Consider the following 14,825-nt stretch of genomic DNA (forward strand, 5'->3'; position numbering starts at 1 on the left):
AATAGTTTTTAATACTAAAGATTTCTTTATTTTTACCATATGAAACACCAATTGGAGAAATTCATTCCACAAGCTTCAGTATCCCAAGTTATAAAACTTTTAAAACATGACAGCTTATTGGTTAAAATTAAGAGTGAGCGCAAGACCAGACATGGCGATTATAAGGCATTGCCTAAAGGAAAGCATCAAATAACCGTGAATTCCAATTTAAACCCGTATCGGTTTTTAATCACGCTCATCCACGAAATTGCACATTTTGAGGCCTATCAGCAGTACGGACGGTTTATAAAACCACATGGCATAGAGTGGAAACGCACCTTCCAGCATTTAATGTTACCATTTTTAAATCCGAATATTTTTCCAAATGAGCTATTGCCATTATTGGCAAAGCATTTTAGAAACCCTAAAGCCAGTAGTGATAGCGATGTGTATTTAGCATTGGCTTTAAAACAGTTTGACGAACCTAACGATAAAACCTATATTTTTGAAATTCCGTTAGGCAGCAAATTTAAACTGTATAATGGAAAGGTGTTTCAAATGGGACAAAAAAGGGTAAAACGATATGAGTGCCTTGAAGTGAAAACAGGAAGGCTATTTTTATTTAATCCTAATGCAGAAGTTGAATTATTGAATTGAACTAGCTATTGAAGCTAAGAATACTTATTTGTAATTAGTTTTTCACTTCGCTTGGCTTTTTCTGAATGACAGCAAACTATGAATAAAAATTATTATGCAATTTTAATGGCTGGGGGTGTTGGGTCACGGTTTTGGCCAGTAAGTACAAAAGATTTTCCAAAACAGTTTCACGATATGTTGGGAACTGGAAGTACCTTATTACAAAAAACATTTCAAAGGTTATCTCTCCTAATTCCAAAAGAAAACATTTTTATTTTAACCAATGAACACTATAATGATTTGGTTTTAGAACAGCTGCCAGAGTTAAGGCAACATCAAGTGGTTTTAGAGCCAGCTATGAGAAATACAGCACCTTGTATTTTGTATGCGTCATTAAAAATTCAAAAAGAAAATCCAGAAGCGTTGATGGTTGTATCACCAAGCGATCATTGGATTGAAGATGAAGAAGCCTTTACCAAAAATGTACAACAGGCATTTGATTTTTGTCAAACTAACGATGCCCTTGTAACCTTAGGAATACGACCTACGTTTCCCAATACAGGTTATGGTTATATTGAGTATGATTTGGATTCTGAATCACAAAATGAGGCTATTGCTGAGCCTATTGAGGTACACGCTGCAAAAGCCGTTAACCAATTTAGAGAAAAGCCTGATTACATAACTGCCAAGCAATTTATTGCAGCGGGCAATTTTTTGTGGAATGCTGGTATTTTTATGTGGAGTGTGACTTCGGTTGTAAAAGCGTTTCAAAATTACCAACCAGAATTGTTTAAGTTGTTTGAAAAAGGTGTTTCAAGTTATAATACTAAAGACGAAGTCAATTTTATAAAGGAACATTATACTAAAGCACAAAACATTTCAGTTGACTATGCCATTATGGAAAAATCGACCAATGTGTATGTAATCGCTGCAGAATTCGACTGGAACGATTTGGGTACTTGGGGTAGCTTATATGATAAATTAGATAAAGGTAAAGCTAGAAATGCTGTAGTGAATGCCCGAACCCTGGTGAACAACGCTTCGGGTAATATGATATGGACCAAGAATGATAAAATTGTGGTGTTGGATGGGTTAGAGGATTATATTATTGTTGATAAAGACGAAGTTTTGCTTATCTTTCCTAAAGCTAAGGAACAGGATATTAAAACAACACTTCAAAATGTGAAAGACCAATTTGGGGAACAATATGGATAAGTTATGGACCAAGAATCTAAGTTTAATTTTTCGGAAGAAAACATGACCAATAATGGTGCAGTTGAGCAATCTAAAGAAGCTGTAAAGAAAGATGCTAGGGGATTACTAAAAAGTGTAAAACGTTTTTTTAGTGAACTGCTCGATTTCAGGGAGGATACTGATAGGGAAGCAACTATTGCAGCCATAAAAGGTGATATTTCTTTTAAAGGTGCCACAGCTTGGATTTTGGTATGTTCCATATTTGTAGCCTCAATTGGATTGAATGCCAATGCAACCGCAGTAGTTATTGGTGCCATGTTAATCTCTCCACTTATGGGGCCAATTTTAGGTGTAGGTTTATCTATTGCCATTAATGATATTGATACACTTAAGCGGTCGTTAATCAATTTGGCTATAATGATTTCATTAAGTTTAATAACAGCTTTTTTATTTTTTTGGCTGTTTCCGTTAAGTGAAGATACATCAGAGCTTCTCGGTAGAGTACGCCCTGATATTAGGGATGTACTTATTGCTTTTTTTGGTGGATTGGCTTTAATTATAGCGCGCACTAAAAAAGGTACAATAGCGTCGGTTATTTTTGGTGTAGCCATTGCCACAGCATTAATGCCACCATTATGTACAGCAGGTTATGGTCTGGCCAAAGGCAACCTCATTTATTTTGGTGGTGCGATGTACTTATTTACTATTAACACCATTTTTATTGCGTTGGCGACTTTTGTGGTGTTAAAACTGTTACGCTTTCCTATGCTTAAATATGTTAATTCTAAAAAAAGACAATTTATTTCCAGAATGGCTACTTTATTGGCGGTAGTTGTAATGGTGCCTGCTGTATGGACTTTTTTAAATGTGTTGTCTGAAAGTAATTTTAATAGAGATGCCAGGGACTTTGTGGCCAATGAATTAGCAACATTGCCTCATTCCGATTACCTAAAAAGTAATGCCATATATAATTATGTTGATAGTGAAAATTCGTTTATTGAGTTGAATACTTTTGGATTGGACGAGATTCCTGAATCGACTATAGCCATATTGCAAAACAGATTGAAAGACTATAACGCTTTGGGGAATACACTTTTAAAAGTTAACCAGAATAAAAATAAAAATTTGGATAATCTGCGCTATATGGAAGAGTTGCGTACACGCGATTCCTTAGACCTCTTGTCACAAACCGAAAAAATAAACTTTTTGGAAAATAAGGTTAGGCAACTATCCAAACTCGAAAAGAACTACATCGCTTTTGAAGAGTTGGCCCAGGAAGTTAAAGTCAATTACGAAACCATTGAAAGCCTGTCTTATGCTAATGTCATTAGTTCTAATTTTAGAAAAATGGACACCCTTTCAGTATTTACCGTAAAATGGGTGGATTCCTTGACCAAAGAGGAAACTAGAAAAAAAGATAAAGACAAACTTGAAAAATGGTTAAAACTTAAATTGAATTTAGATACCTTGGTGGTAGCTGAACGCAAATAGCACATCAGAAAAACAAAATTTAATTTGAGTTTTTTCTTCTTTTTAAAAAACCTTTCAATTCAAAAAAAACGTATATTTAAGATACTTGAATTAGTCTTCTAATTGAATACAAATTACAAGGGTTTATATATTGAGTATATGGGAAAGAATTTTTTCATTTATGCTTTAGCCCTTAATTCAATCATTTCTTATAGTCAAGGGATAAATGATTATAGTTTAGGATTAAATTTTATTAAACAAGATTCTTTTAATAGTGTGTCTAACGATGAGACACTTTTTAAGTGGCGTCATGGCCCAGGGTTGTATTTAGGATACGTTGTACTCGCAGATGATTTAGGTGATAACTTTAAAAATTTCATAGACTTTGGTCTATCTTGGACTTTTGAATATAAGAGAGTTATTGCTTTAGGTGTTAGGATTGACTATGGTGTTAGTAAAACAAAACAAGATATTTCATTGCATACAACAACTTGGAGCCATAAAACCAGAGCTTATTTTTATAGAGGAGAGTTGTTTTTAGGTGTAAATGTTTTTGAGAGTCGTGATTTTAAAATTATGCCAATTGCAGGAATTTCATCGATAAGTATAATGTCTAAATCACTAGATCCAAATTTCCCATATTATATAGAAGATGAAAAAGTTATATTTGATTATGAGAAAGAAAAGATAACATTCGAAAAAGGAGCAACACTATTTGGGATTACCATAGATTTCAAGATTAGAAAACAAAGATTTAAAGCCAACGAATTTGCAGCAATTAAATTGAATTACTCTTATTATATGTCTAATTTTGAAAAGAAGTATGGAATGTTTAATGGAAATATTCAAAGCATAACCATAGGAGCAGGAGGACTATTTGGATTATGATATAATTTAGTAAAATATTATTGGTTCTCCTCCAAATACATTCTACGTACTTTTTTAAAGAGATTAGAAGAATAAACAAAGTCGGTAACAGCAACATTGTCTGTTTTAAAAATAGTGTCCTTAGAGCCTTCCCATTCCTTAAAGCCATTTTTAAGGAACACAATTTTTTCACCAATTTCCATAACAGAGTTCATGTCGTGTGAGTTGATTACTGTGGTGATTTGGTATTCATCAGTAATTTCCTGAATCAGGTTATCAATTACTATGGCTGTTTTAGGGTCCAAACCCGAGTTAGGTTCGTCGCAAAATAAGTATTGTGGTTTGTTTACAATAGCCCTTGCAATGGCTACTCTTTTTTGCATACCTCCCGAAGCTTCACTTGGCATTTTATTATGGGCATCGGCTAAGTTCACCCGTTTTAACACAAAATCGGCACGATCTTCCATTTCACTTTTGCTCATTTTAGTAAACATCTGTAAAGGGAACATCACATTTTCGGCAATAGTCATAGAGTCAAACAAGGCACTGCCTTGAAATACCATGCCAATTTGCGATCTTAAATCCCGTTTTTGGTCTTCACTCAATTGAGAAAAAATCTTACCATCGTATGCTATTGATCCATCTTCATAGTCAAACAAACCTAATAAACATTTTAAAAACACTGTTTTTCCAGATCCACTCTGGCCTATAATCAAATTGGTGTGACCTTTTTCAAAAGTTGTGCTAATACCCTTTAAAATATGGGAGTTTCCAAATGATTTATGTAATTCTTTTACTTCTATCATCAGCCTAACATAATATCTGTTGAAATATAGTTTAATAAAATAATGACCACACTGGTCCAAACAAAGGATGTGGTACTGGCTTTACCAACTTCAAGTGCGCCACCTTTCATATAGTAACCGTGATAGGATGGTATGGTAGCCAACACAAATGCAAAAATAAAAGTCTTTATAAACGAATAGGTAACATGAAAGGTGTCAAAGTCGGTTTGAATTCCCAAGATATAATCCGGCACCGTTGCATAGCCTCCATAAACACAAGCAGCCATACCACCCAAAATTCCTAAGAACATACCGACAGCAATAGCAAAAGGATAGAACAATAATGCAATCACTTTAGGGAAAACCAAATAGTTTATTGAGTTAATGCCCATTACCTCTAAGGCATCTATCTGTTCGGTAACTCGCATGGTTCCTATACTAGACGTAATAAAAGAGCCTACTTTACCTGCCATAATAATCGATGTAAACGTAGGTGCAAATTCTAAAACTACCGATTGTCTGGTAGCAAACCCAACCAAATATTTTGGAATTAATGGGTTACTTATGTTTAAGGCTGTTTGAATGGTTATTACACCACCAACAAAAAATGAAATGAAAGCAATAATTCCTAATGAACTAATAACCAAATCATTAACATCTTTAAAGATTAATGATCGCATCACTGACCATTTGGTGGGTTTGCGAAACATTTCGGCAATCATTAAAAAGTAAGTCCCTATATGATGAAAGTATGCCATATAATAAATTATTAATGCTAAAGTAAAAAAAACTTAGTGGTGTTTGACCTAAATTTTAATTTATGATTTCCTATTTTTGAGAAATTGCAAAAATAAAGGTAAAGATGAAATACATTACCCTAGTACTTTTGGGATTAAGCTTAGTAATATCCTGCAAAGTAAAAGAAGAAAATAAGGAAGTACATAGCAACCCCAAATTGGTGGTTGGTATAGTGGTTGACCAAATGCGGTATGATTATTTGACACGTTTTTATAATAAGTATGGAGATGGAGGGTTTAAGCGTATGATCGATGAAGGTTTTAATTGTAAGAACAATCATTTTAATTATATACCTACCTATACAGGTCCAGGACATGCTTCAATTTATACGGGAACAACACCAAAATATCACGGTATAATTAGCAATGGTTGGTATGATAAGGATATAAAGCAAGATGTGTATTGTGCAGGAGATACATCGGTGCGATCGGTAGGTACTAATGATCGATCAGGTCAAATGTCTCCACATAGATTAAAAACAACCACATTAGCCGATGAAAATCGATTGTTCACACAAATGAGAGGAAAAACGATAGGAATTTCAATAAAGGATAGAGGAGCTATTTTACCAGCTGGCCATTCAGCTAATGCAGCATATTGGTTTCAGGGAAAGGATGAAGGGAACTGGATTTCCAGTACCTATTATATGGACGACTTGCCTCAATGGGTAAAGGATTTTAATGCCGAACATTCAGTATCCAAATATTTAAGGGAGTGGAATACATTGTATGATATAGAAACTTATACAGAAAGTGGTAATGATTTAAACGATTTTGAAGGTGGATTTAGAGGGAAAGAAACAGCCACATTTCCATATCAGTTAGATGTTTTAAAAGATTCGAATGGAGGATACGATTTGTTAAAGGCAACAGCTTATGGCAATAGTTTAACAACCGATTTTACTATTGCAGCTTTGAAAGGAGAGGGTTTGGGTAAAGACACTATAACCGATGTGTTGGCAGTAAGCTTTTCCAGTCCCGATTATGTGGGACATAATTTTGGTGTGAATTCTAAAGAAATAGAAGATACTTATATCCGATTGGATAAAGATTTAGAACGTTTCTTTGTGGTATTGGACGAACAAGTAGGAAAAAATAACTATACTGTTTTCCTAACGGCCGATCACGCAGCCGTTAATGTTCCGGCATATTTACAGTCCGTTAAAATTCCGGCAGGCTATTTAGATAATGCTAAAACCAGAATTAAATTCAATGCATTTATGGAGCAAACTTTTAAAGCTTCGGATTTAGTAGAAAATGTAAGTAATAACCAAATCTTTTTAAACAGGGATAAGGTTAAAGCTATGGGTTTAAAATTAGAGGATATACAGGAAGCAATTGTTAATGAATTGATTGCTTACGACCATGTAGATAAAGTATATTCTGCAACCACACTTAGCACTACAGAGTTTGTAACAGGTATTGAAGCCTTACTTCAAAAAGGATATAACCAAAAGCGTTCAGGTGATGTTTTAGTGGTCACGGATCCAGGATATATTTCTTATCCTAAAACAGGGTCTACACATGGTAGTGGATTTAGTTATGATACACATGTGCCGCTTTTGTTTTTTGGAAAAGGAATTATCCATGGCGAAACCATTAAAAAAACAGAGATAACGGATATTGCACCGACCATTTCCTCACTTTTGGGTATAAGTTTTCCTAACGCTACTACAGGTCAGCCTTTAGACTTTGTTCTTGAATAATTGAAAGACTTTAAACTTTACAATGAAGATGTGTCATTTAGTAGACAATCTAAACTTAAGGACTTAAATGTAAGCGATTTTAAAAGTGGATTCTACTTTGTAGAAGAACTAGTGTAGAGACTAGTGGTAGTGTTTCTAAACAATTGTTAATAAAATAGCTAACAATCCTAAAGGTTCTAACATAAATAAAGTTAGAGCATTTTTCTTTAAAGCATTCCACGCCATCTAAGATGTCTTATAAATTGTCCTTGTTCTTCGGTGACCAAAAATTCCAATCCTTCCTTTTTTGCTTTAAAGTAACCGCCCATATAATCCTTAAACAATTGAAGCTTTTTTTTCTTGAAAGCCAGTTTTAAAGCCGAAATTAACGTAATTAAAAAACCATAGCGCATTTTGTACATGGCTTCGCCTTGTAAATATTTTGAATTTTTGTTGTAGCTAGCTCCTGTTGGTTTTAGGTGTTTTACGTGTAAAGACTCATCTGTTATAATTTTCCAACCATAGAATTTGGCCAAAAGTTCATCAACTGTGTCCCAGCCCATAGATGGTTTTAATTTACCTATTTGTATAAAGCAATCTTTTCGATAGGCTTTTAGGGCACCACGAATATGATCTTTTCTAGTTAAGTTTTCCAAGACCCATTGACCATTTTTTTCAACGTAGCAAAATCCTGAAGTTAATCCTAAATTGGGACTTGAGTTAAAATGAACGGCCAAGCATTCTAAATAGTTAGGTGGAAAAATTAAATCGGCATCAAACTTACATATCACATCGTAATCTTCATCTATGGTATTATAACCTTTATAAAATGCATTAATAATTTTTGAGCCTGGTAAATGTTCGTTAGAAGACTTTGAGTTTACCAATGTTATCCAAGCATGTTTTTCAGTATAATCTTTAACTATATCTTTTGTACTGTCGGTAGAATTGTCATTAACTACAACCAGCTTTTTAGGTAATAATGTTTGGTTTAGCAATGAATCTAATGTAAGCCCAATAACACTGGCTTCGTTATGTGCGGGTATGACAATGTAGAAATTCAAAAGTATGAAAGTTAAAGTTTAAATTTAAACTCTTTCTGCATAAGCGATATAGTATCTTGGTGTAAACCATCTTAAAATTGGACGTATGCCAATTTGTTTTGTGGGATGTGTCCATTTCTTTCGTTCAATGATCTTCCAGCCTGCTTTTTCCAATAACCAATCGAATTGCCAATCTTCAAACTCGTGGTAATGTCTGTCCCACAAATCTGTTTCACATTTATAGGCTTTAGAAAACCATAATCTAAGTGGAACACTTGCTATAAGTTTATTGGCTTTTATACTTTGTAAAACTGTAAAAGGAGAGATTAGATGCTCAAAAATCTCAAAAGCAGTAACAACATCAGCATCTGAATGCTTTATAGTTGAAGTGTCTAAATCCAAATCCTCGCCTTTGGTATTTTCAACTTGGTATCCCCTTGAACTCATTATTTCAGAAAATGGGTTTTTAATACCTAAATCGAGTATGCTTTCCGATTTAGAAACGTGCTTCTCTAAAAATTCAAGGGTAAGTTTAAAACGTTTATTTGGATAGGTTTTTTCGTACATATTAGCACTTGTAAACTATGGCATTAATATGCATGCCTGCCCCTACGCTAGCAAATATAATGACATCACCTTTGTTTAAATGATGGTTGTCCAATTTGTTGTTTTTTACCAAATCGAAAAGAGTAGGGACTGTCGCCACCGAACTATTACCCAATTTTTGAATACTCATGGGCATGACATATTCTGGGATTTCTGTTCTGTAAAGTCTATAAAAGCGTTTTAAAATAGCTTCATCCATCTTTTCGTTGGCTTGATGAATTAATATTTTTTTAACGTCCTTTATATCTACACCACTATTATCCAAACAGGTTTTCATTGCTTTTGGAACATTATTTAGGGCAAACTCATAGATTTTTCTTCCGTCCATTTTAATATAGCGGGTATCTCTACATAGTTCCTGGTTGTTAGAGTTGCCAAAGAAGAGATAGTAGGCTTCATCATATGTGAAGCTTCCAGATTCATGTGCTAAAATACCGCCTTCTTCATCTGTAGCTTCAATAATAGTTGCACCTGCACCATCTGAAAAAATCATAGAATCCCTATCGTGTTTGTCGACTACTCTGGATAAGGTTTCTGAGCCAATTACCAAACAACGTTTAGCCAAACCAGATTGAATAAAGGCTTTTGCTTGGATAACACCTTCAATCCAACCGGGACAGCCAAACAGAATATCATAAGCAATGCATTTAGGGTTTTTAATGCGCAAGCTATGTTTTACTCTCGAAGCTAATGAAGGTAGCATATCACTTTGAATGGTATTGTGCTTTACATCGCCAAAATTGTGTGCTACAATAATGTAATCGATAGTTTCTGGATCTATTTTGGCATCTTCAATGGCTTTTTCAGAGGCAAAAAAAGCAAGATCGGAGGCATTTAAATGAGGTTTAGCATAACGGCGTTCAATAATCCCTGTTATCGATTTAAACTTTTCGACAATAATTTCGTTGGGATCGTTTATGGAAGAACCATCTGAATTTAAAAATTCACGATCATGGAAACTCTCATTTTTTTCAATATCATCGGGTATATAGCTTCCAGTTCCAGTTATTTTTATGTTCATAGTTTAAACTTAAAGAGCTAATATAATTTCTTTAATTAATATGACGAATTTTCATGGGATGACTTTACGATGTTCAGTTACTAAATTATGCCTCTACAAAGTCCTCAATAGGTGCACAAGTACATATTAAATTCCTGTCTCCGTAAGCATCATCTACACGTCTTACGCTAGGCCAAAACTTATTGTCTTTTACATAGTCCAATGGGAAAGCTGCTTTTTCACGGGAATAGGGAAGCAACCATTTGTCGTCGGTTACCATTTCCAAAGTATGCGGTGCATTTTTCAGAACGTTATTATTATCTTCAATGGTAACGGCATCAATCTCTTTTTTAATGGAAATTAACGCATCACAAAAACGATCAATTTCAGCCTTGCTTTCACTTTCTGTTGGCTCAATCATTAAAGTTCCTGCTACAGGGAAAGATACGGTAGGGGCATGGAATCCGTAATCCATTAAACGTTTAGCAATATCTGAAACCTCTATACCTTTGGCTTTAAATGGACGGCAGTCTACAATCATCTCATGAGCAGCTCTACCACGTTCGCCTGAGTATAAAGTGTCAAAGCTACCCTCTAAACGCTTTTTCATGTAATTGGCATTCAGTATAGCGATCTTGGTGGCTTCTGTCAAGCCTTCTGCACCTAACATTTTAATGTAGCCATAAGATATTAAACAGGCTAAGGCCGAACCATATGGTGCTGCTGAAATTGCTGTTATTGCTTTATCACCACCTACTTTCTTAACAGGATTGCCCGGTAAAAAAGGAACTAACTGTTTAGCTACGCATATTGGACCAACACCTGGACCACCACCACCATGGGGAATGGCAAATGTTTTATGTAAATTTAAATGACATACATCGGCTCCAATGTTGCCCGGGTTTGTCAGGCCAACCTGTGCATTCATATTGGCACCGTCCATATAAACTTGTCCGCCATTATCATGAATAATTTTAGTTATCTCTTTGATAGCCGATTCATATACGCCATGTGTAGATGGGTAGGTGACCATCAAGGCGGCTAAATTATCTTTATGTAATTCGGCTTTTTCACGAAGGTCATTAACATCTATATTGCCTTCGTCTGTAGATTTAGTTACTACTACTTTCATGCCAGCCATAACAGCACTCGCGGGATTGGTGCCATGGGCAGATGAGGGTATTAAACATATGTTTCTATGATAGTCACCTCTCGATTCATGATAAGCTTTAATAACCATAAGTCCTGCAAATTCCCCTTGGGCTCCAGAGTTGGGTTGTAATGAAGTGGCTGCAAAACCAGTAATTTCGGTTAATTGGTCTTCCAAAGACTTTAAGACCTCTAAGTATCCCTTAGCTTGCTTTAGTGGTGCAAATGGGTGAATGTTTCCCCATTTAAACCAACTTAACGGCAACATTTCTGAGGCTGCATTTAGTTTCATGGTACAGGATCCCAAAGAAATCATGGAATGGTTAAGTGATAAATCCTTGCGTTCTAACTGCTTGATATAACGCATTAATTCAGTTTCAGAATGGTAACTGTTAAAAATAGGCTCGGTTAAGAAAGGTGTTATTCGTTTAACCGAGGCATCTATATTATTGGCTTCGGTTATTGAGTCTATTACTATAGTTTCTTTATTTGCTGCTTCTGCAAAAATGGAGATTAGATAGTTAATGTCTCTAATTGAAGTCGTTTCATTTACTGAAACTGTAACCGTATTTTTATCAGGATAACAAAGATTGACCCTTTTTTCTGTAGCAACTTTCTTTACTTTTTTTGCTTTGGTTTTTATTTGAAGTGTGTCAAAAAACGATGTATTAACCTGATTGTAACCTAAACTTGCTAATGCTTCTACAAGTTTAGATGCTTTATTATGAATTTTGTTTGCTATAAACTGTAATCCTTTAGGGCCATGATAAACTGCATACATTCCAGCCATAACAGCCAAAAGCACTTGAGCTGTACAAATGTTTGATGTTGCTTTATCACGTTTTATGTGTTGCTCTCGTGTTTGTAGAGCCATACGCAGCGCCCTATTGCCATTGAGGTCTTTAGTAACACCTATAATACGTCCGGGAATATCACGTTTGTAAGCTTCTTTTGTTGCAAAAAATGCCGCGTGAGGCCCACCATACCCCATGGGAATTCCAAAACGTTGGGTCGTTCCAACTACAACATCAGCTCCAAACTTACCAGGGGCTTCAAGTTTTACCAAACTTAAAATATCGGCAGCTACAGCTACTTTTATGTTGGCAGCGTTAGCTTTTTTAATAAAAGCTTCAATATTAGTTATCTGGCCATCTCTCCCTGGATACTGTAGAATAGCTCCAAAAAAAGTTTCGGAAAAATCAAAATCTTTTTCATTACCTACAACCAATTCAATACCAATAGGTGTGGCTCTAGTTTGTAATACCGAAAGTGTTTGGGGTAAGATGTTTTCTGAAACAAAAAATTGATTAACACCAGCTTTTTTCTGTGCTCTGCCACGAACGGCGAATAACAATCCCATAGCTTCAGCAGCAGCCGTACTTTCATCAAGTAATGACGCATTGGCTATTTCCATACCGGTAAGGTCGGTAACCATAGTTTGAAAATTTAAAAGAGCCTCTAACCTTCCTTGTGCAATTTCGGCCTGATAAGGGGTGTATGCGGTGTACCATCCTGGGTTTTCCAAAATATTACGTTGAATAACCGCAGGCATAACTGTTGGATGATATCCTAAGCCAATATATGTTTTTCTAGCTTTATTTTTCTTTGAAAGGTCATGAATATGCAATAAATACTCATGTTCCGTCATGGGTTCTTCCAAATTCAGTTTCTTTTTTAACCGAATATCATCTGGGATGGTTTCATAAATAAGCTGATCTATGGAGTTTAAACCTAAAGCTTCCAACATTAGGTTTTGATCATTTTCATTGGGGCCAATGTGACGCAGAGCAAAAGCGTTAGTATTCATTAATTATAGTCGTTAAGATGATTTATTATATAGTTTGCAAAAATACGTAATAATTAATGTTATTTATTAATGGATTAACAAAGTTTTTAACCATTTAAAGCCGTTATCAACACTTTAGTTAATTTTGTAATATGGTGGTACTAAAACAGCTTTTTAATTTCTATATTAATAGCAGTCTGCATGTAGCATTGGCTGTTGTTTCCCTTACCTATATTACGATGCTAGATTACGACATTTCAGTTGATTCCACAATACTAATGTTTGTGCTATTTTCGTCTGTTACGGGATATAATTTTGTCAAATATTATGGCTTAGCTAAATTTCATCATAGGAGTTTGGCCAATTGGTTAAGGTATATTCAGGTTTTTTCATTGTTTTGCTTTCTGTTCATGTGTTATTATGCGTTTTGGTTACCTGTTGAAAAACTTCTTTTTATTTCGATTTTGGCTATGCTAACATTTTTGTATGCCATACCATTTTTGCCAAAACGTTTTTTCCTGGATAACAAGCATAATTTAAGGAGTATTGGCGGACTTAAAATATATTTAATAGCATTGGTTTGGACAGGGGTAACGGTTTACTTTCCATTTATCGGCACAAATTACAGCTTTGATTCTGATTTCATTTTAACGGGTATACAGCGTTATATCTTAATAATTGTTTTAATGTTGCCTTTCGAAATCAGGGATTTACGATACGATAGTTTGAAGCTTTCCACAATCCCACAAGAAATAGGTGTTAGACAAACCAAACAGGTTGGTGTGTTTTTATTGGTTGTGTTTTTTTTATTGGAATTATTTAAGAAGAAATTTGTGTTTTATGGAGTGTTGGCGTTATTTATAGTTACATTGGTCATACTTTTACTTTTAATATATGCAAAAGTTGAACAAGGGAAATATTATAGTGGATTTTGGGTAGAAGGCTTACCTATATTTTGGCTTATCCTAAAATTACTCTTTCGTTAGTTTGATTTCTCTTCTATAGCTTTATCCAAAGTTGTTTTCATTTTAATCTTAGTAGATTGGTCTAAACATTCAACCTTTGATTTCTGAATGGCTTTTGTGAGTTTGGTATTGTTTTTTGTGTAATCCCTACAGGCCCTACAATATAAGAGGTGTATGTTAAGTTTTATTTTTTCCCAAAGGGTAGCATTCTTGTATTGCGTTTTATCACAAACATGGTTGGCTTCGTCGCAAGGAATAACAATTTTAATCTTACTCATAATTTAAAACCAATTTTGTTTTAAGCAATTTGCCATGGCGGTTCGTGCTCTATGTACAATAACCCAAAGGTTAGACGGTGTTATGTTTAACTCATTACAAATTATTTCGGTTTCAAAGCCTTGAATGGTTTTGAGTTTAAAAACATCTGCTTGCTTTTGGGGTAGTTTGCTTAAACAGTCGTGTATGGCATCCCCAAGCTCTCTATTTTGAATACTGTCTTCGGCAGTCCTATCAAATGGATCGGCAACACGTTCTTCCAGCCAATCACCTTCATTATCAGTATCGTTGTAGTTAATTCTAATTTCGGCCTTCCCTTTGTTGGAATTTATTTTGCGGTAATGATCAATAATTTTTCGCTTTAAAATGGAAACTAACCATGTGCGCTCACTGGCCTCCCCTTTAAAGTTTTCCATTGATTTTAAACCAGCTAAAAACGTATCCTGAACCAAATCCTGTGCCATCTCCCGATCCCTAACCCTTGATATGGTATAGTTGTATAAGTAATCGGAATACAAATCTATCCAATTGTTAGGGTTAATTAGGTGTTCAGGCATTATAGCATTTTTTTGAATATCAAAAATAGG

The 14,825-nt window shown here is 34.9% G+C and carries 14 protein-coding genes; 6 read left to right on the plus strand and 8 right to left on the minus strand.

Features of this window, described 5'->3' with window-relative positions; genetic code table 11:
• The first annotated feature begins 39 nt into the window (after positions 1 to 39).
• The 4 genes from K7G79_RS08210 (at position 40) to K7G79_RS08225 (ending at position 4,167) form a co-directional block, all read left to right on the plus strand.
• Positions 40 to 636 (plus strand): SprT-like domain-containing protein, encoded by a 597-nt coding sequence (locus K7G79_RS08210; protein ID WP_223550914.1) that lies wholly within the window; start codon positions 40 to 42, stop codon positions 634 to 636.
• Between the two features lie 78 nt (positions 637 to 714).
• Entirely contained in the window at positions 715 to 1,830 is a 1,116-nt protein-coding gene (locus K7G79_RS08215; protein WP_223550916.1) for a mannose-1-phosphate guanylyltransferase, read from the plus strand.
• Positions 1,831 to 1,833: 3 nt separating this feature from the next.
• A complete protein-coding gene (locus tag K7G79_RS08220; RefSeq protein ID WP_223550917.1) occupies positions 1,834 to 3,300 on the plus strand; it encodes a DUF389 domain-containing protein in 1,467 nt (488 codons plus the stop codon).
• Between the two features lie 138 nt (positions 3,301 to 3,438).
• Entirely contained in the window at positions 3,439 to 4,167 is a 729-nt protein-coding gene (locus K7G79_RS08225; RefSeq protein ID WP_223550919.1) for a hypothetical protein, read from the plus strand.
• Positions 4,168 to 4,184: 17 nt separating this feature from the next.
• Here the strand turns inward: K7G79_RS08225 and K7G79_RS08230 are convergent, their stop codons facing one another.
• Complete coding sequence (locus tag K7G79_RS08230; protein ID WP_223550920.1) at positions 4,185 to 4,952, minus strand: ABC transporter ATP-binding protein; 768 nt, start codon at positions 4,950 to 4,952, stop codon at positions 4,185 to 4,187.
• The gene (locus K7G79_RS08235; RefSeq protein WP_223550922.1) at positions 4,952 to 5,689 is read right to left on the minus strand and encodes an ABC transporter permease; all 738 of its coding nucleotides are present in this window, start codon (positions 5,687 to 5,689) and stop codon (positions 4,952 to 4,954) included. Before K7G79_RS08235 ends, K7G79_RS08230 begins: the two co-directional genes overlap by 1 nt.
• Before the next feature lie 104 nt (positions 5,690 to 5,793).
• Here K7G79_RS08235 and pafA point away from each other — a divergent pair, with 104 nt between their 5' ends.
• Complete coding sequence (gene pafA / locus K7G79_RS08240; protein ID WP_223550924.1) at positions 5,794 to 7,434, plus strand: alkaline phosphatase PafA; 1,641 nt, start codon at positions 5,794 to 5,796, stop codon at positions 7,432 to 7,434.
• A gap of 206 nt (positions 7,435 to 7,640) precedes the next feature.
• Here pafA and K7G79_RS08245 read toward each other — a convergent pair whose 3' ends face one another.
• The 4 genes from K7G79_RS08245 to gcvP form a co-directional block, all read right to left on the minus strand.
• Positions 7,641 to 8,477, minus strand: coding sequence for a glycosyltransferase family 2 protein (locus tag K7G79_RS08245; RefSeq protein ID WP_223550925.1), 837 nt, complete (start codon positions 8,475 to 8,477; stop codon positions 7,641 to 7,643).
• Positions 8,478 to 8,501: 24 nt separating this feature from the next.
• Positions 8,502 to 9,023 (minus strand): methyltransferase, encoded by a 522-nt coding sequence (locus tag K7G79_RS08250; RefSeq protein ID WP_223550928.1) that lies wholly within the window; start codon positions 9,021 to 9,023, stop codon positions 8,502 to 8,504.
• Position 9,024: 1 nt separating this feature from the next.
• Positions 9,025 to 10,083 carry a 3-oxoacyl-ACP synthase III family protein gene (locus tag K7G79_RS08255; protein WP_223550930.1) on the minus strand — a complete coding sequence of 353 codons (1,059 nt, stop codon included), beginning with the start codon at positions 10,081 to 10,083 and terminating at the stop codon, positions 9,025 to 9,027.
• A gap of 85 nt (positions 10,084 to 10,168) precedes the next feature.
• Positions 10,169 to 13,018, minus strand: a complete 2,850-nt coding sequence (gene gcvP, locus K7G79_RS08260) for an aminomethyl-transferring glycine dehydrogenase (protein ID WP_223550932.1) — start codon at positions 13,016 to 13,018, stop codon at positions 10,169 to 10,171.
• Positions 13,019 to 13,149: 131 nt separating this feature from the next.
• Between gcvP and K7G79_RS08265 the strand changes: the two genes are divergently transcribed.
• Positions 13,150 to 13,983 (plus strand): hypothetical protein, encoded by an 834-nt coding sequence (locus K7G79_RS08265; protein WP_223550933.1) that lies wholly within the window; start codon positions 13,150 to 13,152, stop codon positions 13,981 to 13,983.
• Here the strand turns inward: K7G79_RS08265 and K7G79_RS08270 are convergent.
• Positions 13,980 to 14,240, minus strand: coding sequence for a hypothetical protein (locus K7G79_RS08270; RefSeq protein WP_223550935.1), 261 nt, complete (start codon positions 14,238 to 14,240; stop codon positions 13,980 to 13,982). The genes K7G79_RS08265 and K7G79_RS08270 overlap by 4 nt on opposite strands.
• A 3-nt stretch (positions 14,241 to 14,243) precedes the next feature.
• On the minus strand, positions 14,244 to 14,795 hold the full coding sequence (locus tag K7G79_RS08275; RefSeq protein WP_223550937.1) for a sigma-70 family RNA polymerase sigma factor: 552 nt from the start codon (positions 14,793 to 14,795) through the stop codon (positions 14,244 to 14,246).
• Positions 14,796 to 14,825: the final 30 nt, after the last annotated feature.

It is taken from the genome of Aestuariivivens sp. NBU2969, assembly GCF_019931125.1.
GTDB lineage: Bacteria > Bacteroidota > Bacteroidia > Flavobacteriales > Flavobacteriaceae > Aestuariivivens > Aestuariivivens marinum.